This is a genomic window from Rhodococcus sp. 05-2255-1e (genome assembly GCF_002259025.1).
GTDB lineage: Bacteria > Actinomycetota > Actinomycetes > Mycobacteriales > Mycobacteriaceae > Rhodococcoides > Rhodococcoides fascians.
This window is the reverse complement of record NZ_NOZE01000010.1, coordinates 224723-243696: the sequence shown is the minus strand read 5'-3', so window position 1 is coordinate 243696 and position 18974 is coordinate 224723. Positions and strand designations below refer to the sequence as shown.

General features: G+C 66.1%; 17 protein-coding genes. 9 read left to right on the top strand and 8 right to left on the bottom strand.

Annotated features, from left to right (window positions below):
* The first annotated feature begins 1 nt into the window (after position 1).
* Together CH262_RS09150 and CH262_RS09145 are read left to right on the top strand one after the other, a co-directional pair.
* A complete protein-coding gene (locus tag CH262_RS09150) occupies positions 2 to 4186 on the top strand; it encodes a TIGR02680 family protein (RefSeq protein ID WP_094717475.1) in 4185 nt (1394 codons plus the stop codon).
* Positions 4176 to 5414 (top strand): DUF2399 domain-containing protein, encoded by a 1239-nt coding sequence (locus CH262_RS09145; protein ID WP_230591214.1) that lies wholly within the window; start codon positions 4176 to 4178, stop codon positions 5412 to 5414. Before CH262_RS09150 ends, CH262_RS09145 begins: the two co-directional genes overlap by 11 nt.
* Here the strand turns inward: CH262_RS09145 and mshC are convergent.
* The 5 genes from mshC to CH262_RS09120 form a co-directional block, all read right to left on the bottom strand.
* Positions 5411 to 6652, bottom strand: coding sequence for a cysteine--1-D-myo-inosityl 2-amino-2-deoxy-alpha-D-glucopyranoside ligase (mshC, locus tag CH262_RS09140; RefSeq protein ID WP_032387362.1), 1242 nt, complete (start codon positions 6650 to 6652; stop codon positions 5411 to 5413). The two genes, CH262_RS09145 and mshC, sit on opposite strands and share 4 nt — an antisense overlap.
* Before the next feature lie 24 nt (positions 6653 to 6676).
* Positions 6677 to 7450, bottom strand: coding sequence for an SCO1664 family protein (locus CH262_RS09135; RefSeq protein ID WP_167328042.1), 774 nt, complete (start codon positions 7448 to 7450; stop codon positions 6677 to 6679).
* A 35-nt stretch (positions 7451 to 7485) separates the two neighbouring features.
* Entirely contained in the window at positions 7486 to 8076 is a 591-nt protein-coding gene (locus CH262_RS09130) for a DUF3090 domain-containing protein (RefSeq protein WP_027497067.1), read from the bottom strand.
* A 135-nt stretch (positions 8077 to 8211) separates the two neighbouring features.
* Positions 8212 to 8931, bottom strand: a complete 720-nt coding sequence (locus CH262_RS09125; RefSeq protein WP_027497066.1) for a histidine phosphatase family protein — start codon at positions 8929 to 8931, stop codon at positions 8212 to 8214.
* Positions 8932 to 8956: 25 nt separating this feature from the next.
* Positions 8957 to 9787: an undecaprenyl-diphosphate phosphatase gene (locus CH262_RS09120; RefSeq protein WP_032365850.1), complete on the bottom strand. Its 831-nt coding sequence runs from the start codon at positions 9785 to 9787 to the stop codon at positions 8957 to 8959.
* Between the two features lie 244 nt (positions 9788 to 10031).
* Between CH262_RS09120 and CH262_RS09115 the strand changes: the two genes are divergently transcribed.
* From CH262_RS09115 to CH262_RS09100, 4 genes are all read left to right on the top strand, one after another.
* Positions 10032 to 10964: an aldo/keto reductase gene (locus tag CH262_RS09115; protein ID WP_032365792.1), complete on the top strand. Its 933-nt coding sequence runs from the start codon at positions 10032 to 10034 to the stop codon at positions 10962 to 10964.
* Between the two features lie 65 nt (positions 10965 to 11029).
* Positions 11030 to 12034 carry a heme/hemin ABC transporter substrate-binding protein gene (locus CH262_RS09110; protein ID WP_371828767.1) on the top strand — a complete coding sequence of 335 codons (1005 nt, stop codon included), beginning with the start codon at positions 11030 to 11032 and terminating at the stop codon, positions 12032 to 12034.
* Positions 12031 to 13098 (top strand): FecCD family ABC transporter permease, encoded by a 1068-nt coding sequence (locus CH262_RS09105; RefSeq protein WP_032387360.1) that lies wholly within the window; start codon positions 12031 to 12033, stop codon positions 13096 to 13098. The genes CH262_RS09110 and CH262_RS09105 overlap by 4 nt, the downstream gene beginning before the upstream one ends.
* Positions 13095 to 13928 carry a heme ABC transporter ATP-binding protein gene (locus CH262_RS09100; RefSeq protein ID WP_032382053.1) on the top strand — a complete coding sequence of 278 codons (834 nt, stop codon included), beginning with the start codon at positions 13095 to 13097 and terminating at the stop codon, positions 13926 to 13928. The genes CH262_RS09105 and CH262_RS09100 overlap by 4 nt, the downstream gene beginning before the upstream one ends.
* A 21-nt stretch (positions 13929 to 13949) precedes the next feature.
* Here the strand turns inward: CH262_RS09100 and CH262_RS09095 are convergent, their stop codons facing one another.
* Positions 13950 to 14483, bottom strand: coding sequence for a hypothetical protein (locus tag CH262_RS09095; protein ID WP_230591212.1), 534 nt, complete (start codon positions 14481 to 14483; stop codon positions 13950 to 13952).
* Here CH262_RS09095 and CH262_RS09090 point away from each other — a divergent pair.
* The 3 genes from CH262_RS09090 to CH262_RS09080 all read left to right on the top strand — a co-directional run bounded on the left by CH262_RS09090 (position 14482) and on the right by CH262_RS09080 (position 16991).
* Positions 14482 to 15507, top strand: coding sequence for a hypothetical protein (locus CH262_RS09090; RefSeq protein ID WP_032387359.1), 1026 nt, complete (start codon positions 14482 to 14484; stop codon positions 15505 to 15507). The genes CH262_RS09095 and CH262_RS09090 overlap by 2 nt on opposite strands.
* A gap of 81 nt (positions 15508 to 15588) precedes the next feature.
* Positions 15589 to 15828 (top strand): DUF5703 family protein, encoded by a 240-nt coding sequence (locus CH262_RS09085; RefSeq protein WP_027497059.1) that lies wholly within the window; start codon positions 15589 to 15591, stop codon positions 15826 to 15828.
* Positions 15829 to 15920: 92 nt separating this feature from the next.
* Positions 15921 to 16991: a quinone-dependent dihydroorotate dehydrogenase gene (locus CH262_RS09080; protein WP_094717536.1), complete on the top strand. Its 1071-nt coding sequence runs from the start codon at positions 15921 to 15923 to the stop codon at positions 16989 to 16991.
* Positions 16992 to 17056: 65 nt separating this feature from the next.
* On the opposite strand, the gene CH262_RS09075 is transcribed toward CH262_RS09080, so the two are convergent.
* On the bottom strand, positions 17057 to 17584 hold the full coding sequence (locus CH262_RS09075; protein ID WP_094717474.1) for a YbhB/YbcL family Raf kinase inhibitor-like protein: 528 nt from the start codon (positions 17582 to 17584) through the stop codon (positions 17057 to 17059).
* Positions 17585 to 17600: 16 nt separating this feature from the next.
* A complete protein-coding gene (locus tag CH262_RS09070; protein WP_080729261.1) occupies positions 17601 to 18959 on the bottom strand; it encodes a M20/M25/M40 family metallo-hydrolase in 1359 nt (452 codons plus the stop codon).
* Between the last annotated feature and the right edge of the window lie 15 nt (positions 18960 to 18974).

Sequence of the window (18974 nt, the reverse complement as noted above, 5' to 3'; positions counted from 1 at the left end):
GATGACCGCACACTCGAATCGCTTTCGGCCCACGCGCGCCGGAATCGTCAACCTGTGGGATTACCGGGATCAGGAGTTCTCTTTCGCCGACGGTCGATTGGTGCTGCGTGGTCCCAACGGATCCGGCAAGACCAAAGCGCTCGAAGTGCTGTTTCCCTTCGTCCTCGACGGCCGGATCGAGCCGCGCCGACTCAACCCGTTCGCCGGTGAAGAACGAACGATGAAGTCCAACCTGCTCTACCGAGGGCAGGAGAGCGCGCATTCCTACGTGTGGATGGAGTTCGGCCGCGGCTCGCGCGAGGACCCCGAATCGGTGACCGTCGGAATCGGTATGCGGGCGAGCCGCCACAACGACAAGGTGACCCGCTGGTACTTCGTGGCCGACGGCCGAGTGGGCGTCGACTTCTCGTTGTTGGGCTCCGACGACCGGCCGCTGACGAAGAAGCAATTGGCCGAACAACTCGGCAGCGATGCACTGACCGATCGTCCGGTCGACTACCGCGCCGCGATCGATGCCCGGATGTTCGGGCTCGGCGCGCAACGGTACGACCAGTTGATCAATCTGATTCTGACACTTCGCCGTCCGCAGTTGGCCAAGAATCTCGATCCGAAAGGGTTGTCCCAGGCGCTGACCGACGGTCTGCGTCCCCTCGACGAGCAACTGGTGCTCGAGGCAGCACGTTCCTTCAGCGACATGGAGGAAGTCGGACGCGCGCTGGAGGGACTGGCCCAAGCCGATCAGGCGGCCAGGAACTTCGTGTCGGTCTACTCCAAATACCTTCGCGTACAGACCCGTTCGGATGTCGAGCAAGTCTCGCGTCGGCTCGAAGCCGTGACGCACGCGACCACCGCACACTTCGCCGCCGCCGCCCTGAAGGACCGGCGTCTGCTGGAACGGGCGGCTGCAGAGACGCGGTTCGACGAGGCCGAGCGTGCGCTCGATCAGGCCGTCGCAGACCGAGAAACCCTGCAGCGCTCGAGCGCGTACGAGGGCAAGCAGCAACTGGACGATCTCGCCGAATCCGCTGCGAAGCTGGAGGTCTCGACGGCGCAGCAGGCCGATCGCGCACGCAAAGCGCAAGCAGAACTGGAGCAACGTGCGGCCGAGGCGGCCCGGGCGGATTCGGCACTCCGGGACTCCGTTGCCGGAGTGACTCGCGCGGAGGACGAGCTGCAGACTGCGGCCGAGGACGCGGGCATCGTGTGGACACCACTGCCCGGCACGGCGCGCAGTGACCAGATCAGTACCGCGCTTCGTGGGCACGCCGAGGAACGGGACGGCGACGTACGTGCAGTGCGTGAGGCGCTGGCCACCGTCGAGAAGGCGTCGACGGAACGCGCTCGCGCGGAGAAGGCCGCAACGAAGGCGCGCGAGTTGCTCGAAGCAGCCGCGGCTGCCGTCACCGAGGCCGAGGCGACGGTGGACCTGGAGAAGGCGCAGTTCGCTTCGGGCCTGCGGGCCTGGTGGTCGAGCAACTCGTCGCTCTACTCCTCCGCGGGCATCACCTCCGCTGTGTTCGAGGCCCTCGACGCAGCCCTGGCAGGCATCGGCGACGACGACGCCCCGAGCCTGGAATCCGTGCTCGCCGAGCAGACCTCGGATGGTATCGACGCGATTCGCGCCCGGCAGGCACAGGCACGCGTCGACGTGGCCGCGCGCGAGGCCGAGGTGAAGGCGCTGCGGGGCGAACTGTCCCTGGTACGAGCCGAACACGACGATGCCCCACCATCGTTCGCAGCGCGCACCGACAGCCGTGCAGATCTCTCGGGCGCACCGCTGTGGCAACTGGTTCGGTTTGCCGATGCGGTCTCCCCTACCGACGCGGCGGGGATCGAATCCGCACTGCAGGCCGCGAACCTGCTCGACGGGTGGATTCATCCGACCGCAGACTCCCCCGTCGACGCGACGTCGGAGCAATATCTGTCGCCGCTACCGGTGGCCGCGAGGCCGACCGGTTCGACGCTCGCGTCCGTGCTGGAACCCGAGCCCGGTACTGCCGTCCAGGAATCGCGAATCCTCGATGTACTGAATTCGATTGCATTGCAGCAGGATCGAAACGACCTCTCGGACAGTTCTGTCTTGATAGGCGTCGACGGTCGGTACTGGCAGGGAGTGCAGCAGGGTCGCCACGCAAAACCGGATGCCGAGTACATCGGTGCCACGGCGCGGGCGCGTCGGCGAGAGCAGCGCATCGCCGAGCTCGGTGCTGCGATCGATTCCGCGACAGCCGAACTCGCGACCGCGACCGCCGCCGAGCTGGCGGCACGCGAGCTGGTGCAGGCGTTGAACGCGGCCGCCAAGCAGCTCCCCCGAGTCTCGGCCATCGTGAAGGCGCAACGTGCCGTCACGGCAGCCGCAGGCGCGCTGCGCACCTCGAAAGATGCGTCTGCAGCGGCAGATCGAGAATTCGACCAGGCAATCGCCGACCTGTCCGCGAAAGAGAAACAACTGCGCTCCGTCGCCGTGGCCCATCGCACCCCGCACCTGGGCCGCGATGTCGATGCCCTCGCCGCAGCGATTCGCCATTTCGAGCATCAGGGCGCAGCGGTCATCCGTAAACGCAGCGATCATGCACGCGAGACCGAGCGGGCGCGCGAGGCCACCAACCGGCTCGAGGAGGCCACCGGACTGGCCGAGGAACTCGCCGAGGAAGCCGCGATAGCCGACGAGAGCTATCGGCAACAGCTGCAGCGTCTGGAATTGCTGAGCGAGAAACTCGGTGCCACGGCCGAACAGATCAACACCGATCTCGACAACGCGCGCGATCGCATCGAGAAGTGCCGAGCCGAGCAGCGAGCAGCCCGAAAGGCGGACAAGGAAGCCGGCGAGGCGATCGGCAAGGCCGAGGGTGCGTGCAACACGGCGCTCGAAAGCCTGCGCGCTGCCGTGACCGAGACCCTGGGGGATGCTGTCCGACTGGCACCGTACGCCCGCAAGGATCTGCTGCACATCCTCGGCGTGCACGAGACGTACACGTGGCCGGCCAGCGACTCGGCGTGGCTGACGGTCGAACAGATCCTGTATCGGGTTCAGCAGGCCGCCGGCCCCGACGACGACGTCCCGGTACTTCCACCGGTGGTGCTCGCGCTGCATTCGGCACTCGACACGGCGACGGCGTCGGTGAAAGTGACCGACTCGAGCCGGAAGTCGACACGAACGGCACTGACGAGCGCACTGCAGGAGTTCGACTCGCAACTGGCCGCTTCCGGTCAGGACTACCGCCTGCAGTGGGACGCACCGGACGGGTTGACGGTGGTACGCGTGCAGGACGAGCAGGGTTATTCCTCGGTCGGAGACTTCGCCGACCGCATCGGTGCGGCCCGGGCCGACCAGGAACTGCTTTTGACCGAGCAGGAACGCCGAATTCTCGAAGACGCGCTGCTGACCGGGTTGGCGCAGCAGATTCACGAGCGCACCGTCGACGCGCGTGAGCTGATCGCGCAGATGTCCGCCGAGATGAAGCAACGCCGTATGTCCTCGGGCAATACGATCGGCGTGCACTGGGTGCTCGCGGACAACCTCGACGACGGGGCGCGGGCAGTGTCCAAGCTGCTCGACCGCGATGCCTCGGCGCTGAGCCAGGACGATCTGGCCGCGATGCGCGCACACTTCGCATCGGAGATCAGGATCGCTCGTGCGGCACATCCGGAACGGTCGTATCCCGAGATCCTGTCCGCGACACTGGACTATCGTCGCTGGCGGGTGTTCGCGTTCACGCTCATCAGCGGCGACGGCAACGAGGATCGCCTGACCGTCGCTCGTCACAGTGCGCTCTCGGGCGGTGAGCAATCGGTGTCGCTGCATTTGCCGCTGTTCGCCGCGGCGCACGTGATGCTCTCGTCCGCCGATCCGCATTCGCCGCGGTTGCTGGCGCTGGACGAGGCGTTCGCCGGTGTCGACGACAACGGTCGTAGCGAATTGCTCGGACTGAGTGTGCAATTCGACCTGGATCTGTTCATGACCGGTTACGACCTGTGGATCACCTACGCGGACGTCCCCGGTTGCGCACACTACGATTTGGCGCACTCGACCGCCGAGAACACCGTCAGCGCAGCACTTCTGGTGTGGGAGAACGGTGAATTGTTCGCCGAACACGACGGCACCGACCTCGCAGCAGCCCTCGGATCACCGTTGACCCGCCGGGTGCCGACCCGAACCGAAGGTGGGCTGGAGTTTGGCCGGTAACAGTGAGTGGCGAGGCAGCGTCGAATTGGCGGCGCTGTTGGACGCTGCGCGAAAGAAGTTGGAGTCCAACTGGCTTCGTGTCGGCGGCAACATCACGGTCGACCTGAGTGATGCGCCGGAACTGTGGCGTCTGTGCAGTGCCATCTCGAAGTCCAACTCCAGCCTGCACTCTCGGGCACGGAGCACCCGTCTCGATCTCGAGCGGTTCGACGCGTGGTTGAGCCATCCGCTCAACGGCGGTATCGGTCTGATCGACACCCTCGCCGGTCAGGCCCCGCTGCAGGACAAGAAGCGCATTGCGGCCGACAAGGCTCAGGTGCGCGCCGATGCACTCGACCGGGCGCGTGCGGCGCTCGGCGGTGGTACCGATCGCGAGTGGATCGAGCACTGGATCGCGTCGTTGCTCAATCAGGACGGCACCCTCGGCGGCCGCGTCGCCGTCGACGCACTCGGGGTCGCAACGCAAGTACTGGCGCTGCTTCCGGTGGACGGGATGTCGCTCACCGAGCTGGCGGAACTGGCCACCGGTGATACCAAGGCCCTCACGGGCGGCGGTGCCGCGAAACTCGTCCTCGATGCATTGTCGTTGCGCGAGAACGTGCCTCGACCCGTCGATCCAGTGGGGATCAGAGCGCTGTGGGAAACAGCAGGAGTGTCGGTCGACGCCGTGTCGAGCCGGGTACTGGTTCTCGGCTACCGCGTCGCAGAGACGCACTCCGTGGCTCGCTGGCTCAACGAAGCAGCCGACGAGGGCGTGCCCTTTCCCGTCACCGTGGACATGCTCGCGCGCGGCCCTCTCACCAACAGCTCGTCGACCGTGTTCGTGTGCGAGAACGTCGCTGTGCTCGCGGCCGCAGCCCGCTCTCTCGGCTCGAACTGTGCCAGCTTGATCTGCACCGACGGTCAGCCCTCGGCCGCAGTGCATCGGCTGCTGGCTGCGCGCGCCCCCGGCACCACGATCGAATGGCGTGCCGATTTCGACTGGGCCGGAATGCACATGGTGACCCGCGCACTCGCCCGGTACGACGCGGTGCCGTGGCGAATGGACGTCGACTCGTACCGCCGCGCACTGGACGCGCGCAACTCGGAACCACTGAAGGGGCATCCCACGGACACTCCGTGGGACCCGGAACTGGCTGCTGCACTGCGAGATTCGGGACGAGCGGTCATGGAAGAACGCCTGATCCCGGATCTGCTGGCGGATCTACGCCTGGGGGCCGCGGACTAACGCAGCGGAACTCCGAGCAGCGCATCGACCGCATCGGCGAAAGTGCCGGGTGCGCTCGCATCCGATCCACCGCGCTCGACTGCGAAACTTGCCCACGCGTCGAGGGCGTCGAGAGCCTTGGGTGTGTCGAGGTCATCGGCCAGATGCTGACGCAGGCGGTTGACGACGTCGTCGGCCGACGCTGCGGACTCGAGCGCCGCTGCTCGACGCCACAGCGCGAGGCGGGTGTGTGCTCGCTCGAGGACCTCGTCGGACCACGGCCGATCCTGCCGGTAGTGGCCCGCGAGCAGGCCCAGCCGCACTGCGGCCGGATCGACGTTCTGTGCGCGGAGCTTCGAGACGAACACCAGGTTGCCGCGGCTCTTCGACATCTTCTCGCCGTCGAGACCGATCATTCCCGTGTGCACGTAGTGCCGGGCGAACCGAGGGTCACCGGTTGCCGCCTCGGCGTGTGCCGCCGAGAACTCGTGGTGCGGGAAGATGAGATCGCTTCCGCCGCCCTGGATGTCGAACCCGGTTCCGATGCGGTTCAGTGCAATGGCCGCGCATTCGATGTGCCAGCCCGGTCGGCCGGGGCCCCACGGCGACGGCCACGACGGTTCGCCGGGACGTACCGCGCGCCACAGCAGCGCATCGAGTGAATCGCGCTTGCCCGCACGATCGGGATCTCCGCCGCGTTCGGCGAAGAACGTATCCATGGTGGGGCGGTCATAACCGGATTCGTAGCCGAACTGCTCGGTGGCGTCGGCACGGAAGTACACGTCGGGGTACTCGGCGTCGTCGACGACGTAGGCAGCGCCGGACGCCACCAGCTTCTCCACCAGTTCGACAACTTCCTCCACCGACTCGACGGCACCGATGTAGTCGTGCGGAGGCACGACCCGCAGAGCTTCCATGTCGGCGCGGAACAGTTCGATCTCGCGCGCACCGAGATCGCGCCAATCCTCACCGTCACGATTCGCGCGCTCGAACAGTGGATCGTCGACATCGGTGACGTTCTGCACGTAGTGCACGTCGATACCCGCATCACGCCACAAGCGGTTGATCAGATCGAACGTCAGATACGTTGCCGCATGTCCCAGGTGGGTGGCGTCGTACGGGGTGATTCCGCAGACGTACATGCGGGCGGTCGAACCCGGGGTGACGGGACGGACCTGGCGGTCGGCTGTGTCGAACAATCGAAGCGCTGGACCCTGTCCTGGGATTGTCGGGATCTCCGGGCTGGACCAAGAATGCATGCAGCCGAGCCTATCCGAGCCCGATCAGAAGGCGGGCCACGGTATCGGTCTGCTCGAACGAGGCTCCGGCATGACCGGGCGCGCGATCAGCTGCTGGGCCCGATCCAACACCGCAATGGTTTCGGCCAGCGTTATCTTGTCGACCAGCCGTGGAGCGATGACGGTGTCGAAGGTCTCGACGAACCGCACGACGTCGGCCATCAGAGCATCGTCGACCGCCTGGCCTGCCCACCCCCAGAGAACCGTGCGCAGCTTGTTCTCGGCGTGCAGGCAGATGCCGTGATCCACCCCGTAGACATATCCGTCGAGACCTTCGAGGGCATGCCCACCCTTGCGATCTGCATTGTTGAGAATGACGTCGAGAACCGCCATCCGCTGCAGGCGTGGATCGTCGGCATGGATCAAAGCGATCTCTTCGCCATCGCCGTCGTAGGCCTGCAACACCGGAATCCAGCCCGCCGGAACGAGATCGGGACGGCAGATGTCGACCAGGTCCACGCGGCCCTCGACCCGCTCCTCGGGAGTATCTATCCACTTCTGCACCATGCCGGGACCGAACGGACCGTCGCGCAGCACCGTGGGCGGAATCACGCCCCACCCGAGCGCCTCTGAGATCTCGTACGACGCCACCTCCCGCCCGGCGAGGGTGCCGTCGGGAAAGTCCCAGAGCGGCACCTCTCCGCGCACGGGTTTGTACACGCACCGCACTGCCGAGTCGCCGTCGCCCGCCTCGCACACGAGGGTGGCGTTGGACGCCGAAACCACCCGGCCGACGACAGTCAGCTCGCCGGTCTCCATGGTCTCGCGGCCCTCGAAGGGAGGTAGTTCGACGGTCAAGACTCGTCGACCTCTGTCACCGGACCGAAGGTGGCACCGCGGCGGTAGCCGTTCGTCCTGATGCAGACGTGTCCCTCGGGGGCGAGCGGCAGGCCGCACAGCGGGCACGGCGCTCGGCCGGCCGCCACGACCAGCTCGGACCGCGCTGCGAACTCGCGAGCCTGAACGGGTGTCAGAAACACTCGAACCGCGTCGGGGCCCTCGTCGGTATCGTCGAGCACGACGGATTCGTCGACCTCGACCTCACTGACGGCCAACAACTCCACCACGACGGCATTGGCGTCGGCGTCCCAACCCAACCCCATCGTGCCGACCCTGAATTCGGTGTCGATCGGGGTCACCAACGGGCTGGTGTCGAGTGTCTCGGCCTCCTCGGTCGGCACATCGGTACCGAAGCGACGCTGCACCTCCTCGAGCAGCAGTCCCATTCGATCGGCCAGCACCTGTACCTGCTGCTTCTCCAACGCGACCGAGACCACTCGGGCATCGTGCACCGCCTGGAGAAAGAACGTTCGGTCACCCGGCTCACCTACGGTCCCGGCGACGAAACGATCAGGGGTGCGAAAAACGTGTATGGCGCGCGGCATTGCACCTCCTAACGACTCGAAAAGCTCCGCGAAACGAATCGCGAACTTCCATTATCGGCCACAGATCGACCGTGGACGGTATTGCTCGCCCTCCAGCCTGCCACCGATCGGGAGATCGGCGGCGAACCGGCATCTCTAGGTGCCCGCGCCGCCGCCCACCACTGCATCGGACGAGTCTGCAACGTCCGGTTTCGCGCCGGCTTCGTCGGACGTCGGCTCTTCCGCCTTCGGCACGAACACGCTCAAGTCGGATCCGGTGTCGTTGGTCCGCAACACGAACGGCCGAGTCGAGGTGTAGCGCACGACGCTGATCGACGCCGGATCGGCAACGATCCGCTGGAAAGAATCGAGATGGGCACCCATCGCATCGGACAGCACCGACTTGATCACATCCCCGTGAGAGCAGGCCACCCACAGCACATCCCGGCCGTGGTGGGCGGCCAGCCGCGCATCGTGCTCCCGTATCGCCTGGACCGCGCGTTGCTGCACCGTCGCCAAGCCTTCTCCTTCGGGGAACACCGCCGCGGACGGATGCTGCTGAACGACCTTCCACAGCGGCTCGGCCAGCAGCTCCTTGATGGTTCGACCGGTCCATTGTCCGTAGTCGACCTCGACGATCCTGTCTTCGACCATCGGAGTCAGCCCCAACCGAGTGGCCAGCGGTTCCACGGTCTGCTCGCACCGCAACAACGGAGAGCGCACGATCTCCACGACCGGTAGGACGCCCAGCCGTTCGGCAACCGCCTGTGCCTGCTCGCGGCCCCGGTCGTCGAGCTCCACCCCTTCGCTCCGACCTGCGAGCGTGCCCGCAGTGTTCGACGTCGAACGTCCATGGCGAAGCAAGATGACTGTCATTGCTCCGAGCCTAACGAGGAACGGTTCACGTAGCCGAGACAACCCCGCCGGCCAGCAGACCCAGAACAACGACACCGAGCACGATGCGGTAACCGACGAACCAGTACAGCGAATGGTTCGCGACGAACTTGAGCAGCCAGGCGATCGAGGCATAACCCAGGCCGAACGCGATGATCGTGGCCACCAGCAGCTGTGGTCCCGACGCGGCGAGGCCGGAGCCGACCGGCTCGAAGGCGTCGGGCAGCGAGAACAAGCCGGACGCCGTGACGGCCGGGATGGCGAGCAGGAACGAAAAGCGCACTGCAGCTTCGCGTTCGAGTCCGAGGAACAGGCCGGCGCTGGTGGTGGCTCCGGAGCGGGACACTCCGGGAATCAGCGCCAGGCATTGAGCGAGGCCCATGACGATGCCGTCCCTGGTGGTGAGTTTCTCGATCGGCCGTTCCTTGCGACCCAGCCTCTCCGCGACGGCGATCACCACGGCGAAAGCGATCAGCATGAACGCGATGAGATACAGATTGCGCGCACCGGTGCGGATCTGATCCTTGAACAACAGACCCAGAATGCCGATCGGGATGGTGGCGATGATCACGTACCACCCCATGCGGTAGTCGAGACCCCGTTCTTCTTTCCTGCGCAATCCGACGAACCAGGCCTTGATGATTCTGACGATGTCGCGCCAGAAGAAGAGCAAAACAGCGGCTTCGGTACCCAGCTGCGTCACCGCGGTGAACGACGCGCCGGCGTCCTCGTTCCAGAACACCCCCGACACGATTCGCAGATGACCGGAAGAGGAAATGGGAAGGAATTCCGTCAGTCCCTGGACTGCGCCGAGGATGATCGCCTGCAGCCACGTCATGTCGATCATGCGGCGCCCCGTCCCAGCGTCGAAGCGGACGATTCGATTGTTGCCGGCGCGTGGGCGAGTGCCCGCCCCCTGGATTCGCGATTCACGGGGACGACCGTACCCGGCGCGGCACTTGCGCACCGAGCACAGCGAAGCGGCGCGGCACTTTCACACCGAGCGGTGCGGCGCACTACTGTGCACTGGCGGCAGGCCAGTACGAACCCGACGATCACAGGCAAAAGGACATTCGGCACATATGAAGCAGAGATCGGTCGGCACCAGCGGACTTCGGGTGTCGAGGCTCGGCCTCGGCACTCTCGGGTGGGGCAGCGGGACCGATGGGGACGACGCTGCGGCGCAGTTGTCGGCGTTCGCCGAGGCGGGCGGCACCCTGGTCGATACGTCTCCGGCGTACGGCGACGGTCGAGCTCAGCGAGTACTCGCGGAGTTGCTCGACGATGTGGTTCCTCGGCAGGACTTGGTGATCAGCAGTGCCGCGGGGGTCGGTTCGCGGTACGGCCGGTATCACGTCGATTGCTCGAGGCGCGGACTGCTCGGTCAGTTGGACGCAACGCTGCGTGAGCTCGGTACCGACTATCTCGACCTGTGGCAGGTGGCCACGTGGGATCCGATGACCCCGGTCGACGAGGTGGCGGCGACACTCGACTACGCCGTCTCGAGTGGACGGGTTCGCTACACCGGTGCCCGCGGGTATCTGGGCTGGCAGTTGGCCACGGCTGCCGGTGCGGCCGGTATCGGACGGATCGTGTCGACGCAGGCAGAGTACTCACTGTTGGCCCGTGGGATCGAGGACGAACTGGTTCCCGCCGCCCTGCACCACGGCATCGGCATCCTCGCGGCGGTTCCCCTGGCGGGTGGTGTCCTGACGGGTAAGTACCGCAACGGGATTCCGGCCGATTCGCGCGGGGCCGACGAGCTACACGCCGACGCGGTGAATGCGTACCTGACCGACTCGGCGGTAGGTGTCGTCGATGCGGCGGTCACGGCCGCCGATGGTCTTGCCACCTCTCCCCTGGTCGTCGCCCTTGCGTGGGCCCGTGATCGTCCCGGGGTGAGCAGTGCGATCGTCGGTGCCCGCGATCTGGCCCAGTTGATGGGTGCTCTGATGGCCGAGGAGCTCGAGCTGCCGGCGGCCATCACGTCGGCCCTGGACGACGTCAGCGGTTGATCGCAGGTGCTGCTCGGCCTGGGGTGAGGTCACCTGAAGGTCGGACAGGCTAACCTATGGTCGTGATCGTCAAACGCCTCGCCGCCGCGCTGCTGACGGCCGGACTGCTGGTGTCGTGTTCGGTGAACAACTCTGCGGCACCGGACTCCGGCACGATCGGCCCCCGCACCGCCGTTGTCGACGACCCCGATCCGGAGCCAATCGCGGTCGATCCGGCTGCCGAACTACCGGTCACCGTCACCGGTTTCGACGGCGTGCCCGTCACGATTTCGGACAACAGCAGGATCGTGGCGGCCGACCAGTACGGCACCCTCGCCGAAACGGTGTTCGCGCTCGGACTCGGCGACAATCTCGTCGGGCGCGACACCTCGGCGTCGTTTCCCGCGGCAGCAGACGTACCCGACGTCACCCCTACCGGCCACTCGCTCAGTGCCGAAGGCATTCTCGCGCTGTCGCCGACGGTCGTCCTGACCGACACCAGTATCGGCCCGCGCGCTGTCCAGGATCAGATTCGGGCCGCGGGAATTCCGGTCGTCTACTTCGACCCCGCTCGAACTCTGACCGGGGTAGCAGGACAGATCGACGCTGTTGCGGCGGCTCTCGGGGTTCCCGACGCCGGTTCCGCATTGGCGCAACGGGCAACCGAAGAGATTGCCGCCGCGACACAGAACGCGCCTCGATCCGACGCGCCGCTGAAGGTTGCGTTCTTGTACATGCGTGGTCCGGCGATCAAGATGCTCGCCGGTCCGGGTTCCGGAGCGGACGCTCTCATCGAGGCGATCGGTGCTCGGGATGCAGGGGTCGAATCGGGTCTGACCGAACAGTTCGTCCCGGTGACCAGTGAGGCACTCATCGCTGCGGCACCCGACGTGATTCTCATGATGACGAAGGGGCTGCAATCGATCGGCGGGATCGACGGGCTAGAGCAGATACCCGGTATCGCGCAGACGCCCGCCGGCCAGCAGCGTCGGGTGGTCGACATGGACGACGGCACCGTTCTCAGTTTCGGTCCGAACACCGGAAAGGTGCTGGCTGCATTGTCGAAGGCCGTCTACGAACCTGCCTCATGAGCGACGTGTCGTCTGCACGGTGGCGGTCGGGTACGACGCGAGTGGTCTCGACGTTCGTCGCGCTGGCGGTCGCGCTGCTGGTTCTGGCCTTGGTGTCGGCTGTCGTAGGGCAGGTACCGACGACTCCGGCGGAAGTTCTGGGGAGTCTGACGCATCGGGTGGGCCTCGACATCGGCCCGATCCCCGCTCACCCCAGCGGCGAGGTGACCCTCTGGCAGGTCCGGTTTCCTCGGCTGACCCTCGCGATGCTCGTCGGTGCCTGTCTGGGATGCGCGGGCGCACTGCTCCAGGGTGTGTTCGCCAACCCTCTCGCCGAACCCGGTGTCGTCGGCGTGTCGTCGGGCGCGGCTGTCGGTGCGAGCTCGGTCTTCGTCCTGGGCGGCAGCTTTGCCGGGGTCTGGACCGTTGCGCTCGCAGCCTTCGTGGGCGGACTTGTCACCACGATTGCGGTGTACTTCCTGGCTCGCAATGCCGGCCGAACCGAGGTGGTGACCCTCATCCTCACCGGAGTCGCCGTCAATGCGTTCGCCGGCGGTGTGATCGCGTTCTTCACGTTCGTCGCCAGCCCGGCCGCTCGCGACCAGATCGTCTTCTGGCAGTTGGGATCCCTCGCCGGTGCCACGTGGCAGTCGGTCGCGGTGGTCGGTCCGCTGGCCTTGGTCGGGATCGGAGCGTCGTCGATGATCGCCCGCCGACTGGACCTGCTCGCACTCGGTGAGAACGTGGCGCGCCATCTCGGCGTGAACGTCGAGCGCCTGCGACAGTTCGCCATCGTGGTCGTCGCAGTGCTCGTCGCGTCCGGCGTGGCGTTCACCGGGATCATCCTGTTCGTGGGTCTGGTGGTACCCCACGCCATGCGCATGGTGCTCGGTCCGGCGCACCGGGTACTCATCCCTGCCAGCGCACTCGCGGGAGGCGTGGTCCTCCTCGGGGCCGATCTCGTCACGCGGACGCTCGTGGCGAACGTCGACCTTCCGCTCGGGATGGTGACCTCGTTGGCGGGCGCACCGTTCTTCTTCTGGCTGCTGCGCCGCACCCGGGCTCGTCAGGGCGGCTGGGCATGATCGGGAAGTTCGGTGGACACCGTTCCGACATTCCTGCCGACCCGACACCGGGTTCACGCACCCTGGTCGCCGTGGGGGTCGGCGCACACCGCGGTGACCGGGCCGTTCTGAACGACGTGCATCTCGAGGTCGTCGTCGGAGAGATTCTGGCTCTCGTGGGCCCGAACGGGGCGGGTAAGTCCACGTTGCTGTCGGTCCTGTCCGGAGACACCGAGCCCAGTTCCGGATCGGTACTGCTCGGCGAGAGACCACTGTCCCGCTTCCGGCCGGTCGACCTCGCGCGACGACGCGCCGTGCTCCCGCAACAGCACGCGATCGGGTTCGCATTCACCGCCGAGCAGATCGTGCGGATGGGCCGAGCTCCGTGGACCGGAACGTCGGCGGTACGCGAGGACGACGCGCAGGTGGCCGCCGCCATGGCCGCCTGCGACGTGTCCGAATTCGCCGGACGTCCGTTCGGTTCCCTGTCCGGCGGTGAGCAGTCCCGAGTCGCGTTGGCCCGTGTCATGGCACAGCGCACCGCCACGATCATGCTCGACGAACCCACCGCGGCGCTCGATGTGGGACACCAGGAGTCGGTGATGGCCGTGGTGCGTTCACTGGCCGCGTCCGGTCGTGCCGTGGTAGTCGTACTGCACGATTTGGGTCTTGCTGCGGCTTACGCCGATCGGGTCGCGATTCTCGACGCAGGCGAGCTGGTGGCTACGGGACCGCCCCGGGAGGTTCTCACCGCCGAGCGGCTCGGCCGGATCTACCGACACCCGGTCGATGTCTTCGACCACCCCGTCACCGGTGAGCAACTGGTGATCCCGAAGCGGGGGCAGGAGTGAAGCCTGCGGAACGACCAGGGTTCAGAAACCCTCCAGCGCAGAGTTGACGCGATTGAAGAAGGCCCGGACTGCCGTGTCTCGCAGTGACACATCCGACAGCTGCTGAGCATGAGCGACTGCGTCACGAACCACCCCGATGATGCTGCGTTCGTCGGTCAGATCGATCTCGGTGACCGAGTGCTCGGCGACGGCGTCCACTTCGGTTCGATCCGGCACGGCCGACACGACATCGGCCCGATAGATCTTCACGTAGAGCGTGCTGCGCTGCACTCTGAACGCGAACGCGCGTCCGTCGTCGGTTCTGCCGAAGCCGTTGGCGTGCGTACCCGCATTCACTTCCTCGACCACGAAGTGCGTTCCTTCGGATCCCACATCCGCTCCCATGTCGTGCTCGTTCACGAATTCGATGCCGATCGAACACGCTACCGTCTCCGCGCCCCCGACGAACGGCACCGAGTCCCGGGCTGTCGATTTCGCCGAGTTCGACGCGCGCTGGTACAGATGTGGCAGCGCCTTACCAGGGGTAGTCACCACAGGAAGTAGGTTCGGTTCCATGCGAACACCGTCGGCACGTACGGCCAGGACGGCAGTGGCGTCCGCGCTCGCCGTCGTCACACTCGTCGGTTTGGCTGGCTGCTCGAGCGAGGACGAGAACGCCGACGAGATCTCCGTCGAGCCGCAGCCGCCTGCCTTGTCCCCCGCGACTGCAGTGGCTCCGGCCGGAGTCGTCCGCGCCTTCGCTCCCGTGGACGCACTGACTTTCGATTCTGCAACGCGCACTCTGGTTGCCCTGACCGACGCGTCGACCACCGTGAGCCTGGTGGACGGGGAGGCGTCGAGCGAGCCCCGCGTGGTGGATCTGGGCGGATCCGCTGCAGAGCTGGTCGCCGGACGCGACTCGAGTGTCTTGGTTCCGATGGACGGAGTTCTCTCGAGGATCACCGTGGCAGACGCTCAGCGCACCGATACTCCGGTCGACGGCCGGACTCTGTCGGCTGCCGATCTACCCGACGGCACCACGGCGGTGGGTGACGCCACCGGGCGTATCCGCATTCTCGACGCCGCCGGACAGGTGACGAGCACCGTCTCCGGACCGGGCGTGACCTCGGCCGACGCGTTGGCCAGCACACCGGACGGTGTCTCGGTACTCGATCGCCGCCAGACCTCGATCACCGATCTGAACCTCGACGACGACACACTCGGTGTGGCCCTGCGCGCGGGCGAAGGCGCCGCCGAGATGACCAGCGACGAGTACGGACGACTTCTGGTCACCGACTCGACCGGCACCGAGCTGCTGGTCTTCACCTCGCACGATCTGCTGATGCGGCAACGGTTTCCGGTCGGGTCCGCGCCCTGGGCGATCGCCTACGATGAACAATCCGGTATTGCATGGGTCACCTTGCCTGCTCGCAACGAGGTGGTCGGGTACACACTCGACACCGGAATTCCGGTCGAGGCGCAACGGTTGCCCACTGTGCGACAGCCGAACTCGGTTGCCGTCGACGCGGATACCGGCGATCTGTACGTGGGATCGGCGACCGGGGACGGGCTGCAGCGCATCCCCGCCGCGGGCCGTTGACCTGCTGAATCGGCAGGAGACGGTACCCGCAGGAACGACCCTCGAGAATGGTGGAGGCACGTGAACGCACACGAGAATTCGATGCCGGGCCGAGCGAAGATGCCCGTCGGGTGGGAGGTGTCCCCGTCCGACGACTGGGAGTACGTCCCTCTCCGGTTGCCACCGGACGTCACTCGCGTGACCGCATCGATGCGGCTCGCGATTCAGGCCGAATTCGGCGGCTGGGAGCTGTCTCGGGTACGTCTGTACACCGACGGAAGTCGCCGCGTGTTGCTCAAGCGCAAGAAAACCGCCCATCATGTGCCGGAGCCCGGAATCTGAACGGCTCGACGACAGCATCGATCGACTCCGAACAACGACCCTGAAGTACCGACCCTGAAGTACCGACCGGAAAGAAGACCGTGGGAGACCGTCTGTACCGCGTCCTGTTGCGCCTGATGTTCCTCGTATCACCGGAGAGGATTCATCACCTCGCGTTCGGTGTTCTCAGGGCTGTTGCGGCGCTTCCTCCGCTTCGCAAGCTGGCAAGTGCACTGTTCGTCGTCGACGATCCGCGGTTGCGTTCGACGGCATTCGGAATCGAATTCCCGGCACCCCTCGGGCTTGCGGCCGGGTTCGACAAGAACGCCGATGGCATCGATGCGTGGGCCCCGCTGGGGTTCGGGTTCGCCGAGATCGGCACCGTGACTGCGCAGGGGCAACCCGGCAATCCGACGCCTCGTCTGTTCCGGCTGCCTCTCGACCGCGCGATCATCAATCGGATGGGCTTCAACAACCACGGTGCGGAGTACGCGGCCGCGAAACTGCGGTCGCGCAGAACGCGGATTCCCATCGGTGCGAACATCGGCAAGACGAAGATCGTCGAGGCGGCGGACGCCGCCGCCGATTACACCACCAGCGCCCGGTTGCTGGGGCCCCTGGCAGATTTTGTCGTCGTCAACGTCAGCTCCCCCAACACGCCGGGTCTACGAGATCTGCAGGCCGTCGAATCGTTGCGGCCGATTCTGGTTGCCGTGCAGTCGGTGGTGTCGGTGCCGGTTCTAGTCAAGATTGCGCCGGACCTGTCCGACGAGGACATCGACGCCGTCGCTGATCTGGCTGTCGAACTCGGCCTCGACGGCATCGTGGCGACCAACACGACTGTCTCTCGCGAGGGACTCCGTACCGACGCCGAGGCGGTGGCGGCAATCGGTGCAGGCGGGCTGTCCGGTGCTCCCCTGCAAGCTCGCTCGCTCGACGTCATCCGGCGCCTCTACCGCCGGGTCGGTACACAGCTGACGTTGATCTCGGTGGGAGGAATCGAAACGGAGCAGCAGGCCTGGGAGCGCATCGTCGCCGGTGCGTCACTGGTGCAGGGATACACCGGGTTCATCTACGGCGGACCGCTGTGGATCAGAAACATCAACCGTGGTCTGGCGTCGAGACTCGAGCAGCACGGATTCGCCACGCTCTCCGACGCAGTGGGTTCGGAGAACACGCTCTGACAGCCCCTCGTCGTGCGCGTTCTGCGTAGCTAGGGCTACGCAGAACGCGCACGACGGGACCGCAGTCAGGCCTCGTAGGTACCCGTGATCACGGCACGTCCGATGGCGTGCGAAAACAGGTTGAACCCGAGGTACGCCGGGGTCGCCGTCTCGTCGACCTCGAGCCGATCGACGTCCACGGCGTGCACCGCGATGAAGTAGCGGTGCGGGCCGTGGCCTGCGGGCGGGGCCGCCCCGATGTACCGGAACAGGCCCGCGTCGTTCTTCAGCGTCACCGCTGTGCTGGGCACCCCGGTTCCACCGTCGTCGCCTGCTCCCGAGACCAGCGACGTGGTCTCGACCGGAATGTTCGCCACGGCCCAGTGCCAGAAACCCGAGGCGGTCGGGGCGTCGGGATCGTAGACCGTCACCGCGAAGCTCTTGGTGCCCTCGGGAAATCCGGACCAGGACAGCTGCGGGGAGTTGTCGTGTCCACCGGCTCCCATGATTCCGCTGACCTGCTGTGCCTTCAGAGGCTTGCCGTCCTCCACATCCTCGGACGTCAACTCGAAGGACGGTAGGTCCGGAAGCGAGTCGTATGGGTTGTACGCCACGATGGTTCCTTTCGTATCAGCTGTGCATCAAGAAGTGCTCGAGCACCTGTGTGCCGAACTCCAACGATTCCACGGGTACTCGTTCGTCGATGCCGTGAAACAACGCCGCGAAATCGAGTTCCGGCGGAAGCTTGAGCGGGGCGAACCCGAAGCAGCGAATGCCTATGCGCGCGAACGCTTTTGCGTCGGTGCCGCCGGACAACATGTACGGAACAGTTCGGCCGTTGGGGTCGTGCGCGAGGACGGCGTCGTTCATCGCGTCGACGAGATCCCCGTCGAACGTGGTCTCGTACGGTTCCAGCTTGGTGATCCATTCCCGTTCGACATTCGGGCCGATCAGTTCGTCGACCTCCTTCTCGAAGGCGGCCTGGCGTCCGGGCAGCACGCGGCAATCCACCACGGCCGTCGCGGTCTGCGGGATCACGTTGGCCTTGTAGCCGGCCGAGAGCATCGTGGGGTTCGCCGTGTCGCGCAGGGTCGCGCCGACGATGCGGGCGATGCTGCCGAGTTTGAGCAGCGTGCCGTCGATGTCCGGTGACGTCGGATCGAAGTCGAGTCCGGATTCCTCGGAGACCGCCTGCAAGAACTGCGATACCGACTCGGTGAGCACCAGGGGGAATGTGTGATTGCCCAGTTTCGCGACGGCCTCGGCCAGATAGGTCACGGCGTTGTCGTCGTGCAGGAACGATCCGTGTCCGGCCCGCGCCTTTGCGGTCAGCCGCATCCACGCCAGACTCTTCTCGGCGGTTTCGACCATGTACAGCCGCTTCTCGGTGCCGTCCGGTCGAGCGACCGTCAGAGAGAACCCACCGACCTCGCCGACTGCCTCCGTCACGCCCTCGAACAGATCCGGTCGGTTGTCGACCAGCCAGTGCGATCCGTACTTGCCGCCCGCCTCCTCGTCGGCGAGGAACGCGAACAGGATGTCGCGGGGCGGAACCGTGCCGTTCGACTTGAACTGGCGGGCCAGCGCCAGTGCCATCCCGACCATGTCCTTCATGTCCACGGCACCTCGACCCCAGACGTAGCCGTCTTCGACGGCTCCGGAGAACGGGTGCACACTCCAGTCGGCCGGCTCGGCCGGGACGACGTCGAGGTGTCCGTGCACGAGCAGAGCTCCACGGGACGAGTCGGCGCCGCGCAGCCAGGCGAAGACGTTGCCGCGTCCGGGGGCACCGGATTCGACGTACTCGGTCTCGTACCCCACCTCTTCGAGCTTGCTCGCCACCCATTCGGCGCATTCCTTCTCGCCGACCGTGGTGTCGAGTTCGCCGGTGTTCGAGGTGTCGAACCTGATCAGAGAGCTGACCAGCTCCACCACTTCGTCGAGAGCGACGGTGGGAGCGCGTTCTCCTCGGCTTCGGGCATTGCTCACTTCGGGATCGTTCGA

Coding starts and splice junctions, on each gene's coding strand:
- CH262_RS09150 (WP_094717475.1), top strand. CDS start 2: ATGACCGCACACTCGAATCGCTTTCGGCCCACGCGCGCCGGAATCGTC.
- mshC (WP_032387362.1), bottom strand. CDS start 6,652: ATGCATTCTTGGTCCAGCCCGGAGATCCCGACAATCCCAGGACAGGGT.
- CH262_RS09135 (WP_167328042.1), bottom strand. CDS start 7,450: ATGGAGACCGGCGAGCTGACTGTCGTCGGCCGGGTGGTTTCGGCGTCC.
- CH262_RS09130 (WP_027497067.1), bottom strand. CDS start 8,076: ATGCCGCGCGCCATACACGTTTTTCGCACCCCTGATCGTTTCGTCGCC.
- CH262_RS09125 (WP_027497066.1), bottom strand. CDS start 8,931: ATGACAGTCATCTTGCTTCGCCATGGACGTTCGACGTCGAACACTGCG.
- CH262_RS09120 (WP_032365850.1), bottom strand. CDS start 9,787: ATGACGTGGCTGCAGGCGATCATCCTCGGCGCAGTCCAGGGACTGACG.
- CH262_RS09115 (WP_032365792.1), top strand. CDS start 10,032: ATGAAGCAGAGATCGGTCGGCACCAGCGGACTTCGGGTGTCGAGGCTC.
- CH262_RS09105 (WP_032387360.1), top strand. CDS start 12,031: ATGAGCGACGTGTCGTCTGCACGGTGGCGGTCGGGTACGACGCGAGTG.
- CH262_RS09100 (WP_032382053.1), top strand. CDS start 13,095: ATGATCGGGAAGTTCGGTGGACACCGTTCCGACATTCCTGCCGACCCG.
- CH262_RS09090 (WP_032387359.1), top strand. CDS start 14,482: ATGCGAACACCGTCGGCACGTACGGCCAGGACGGCAGTGGCGTCCGCG.
- CH262_RS09095 (WP_230591212.1), bottom strand. CDS start 14,483: ATGGAACCGAACCTACTTCCTGTGGTGACTACCCCTGGTAAGGCGCTG.
- CH262_RS09085 (WP_027497059.1), top strand. CDS start 15,589: ATGCCGGGCCGAGCGAAGATGCCCGTCGGGTGGGAGGTGTCCCCGTCC.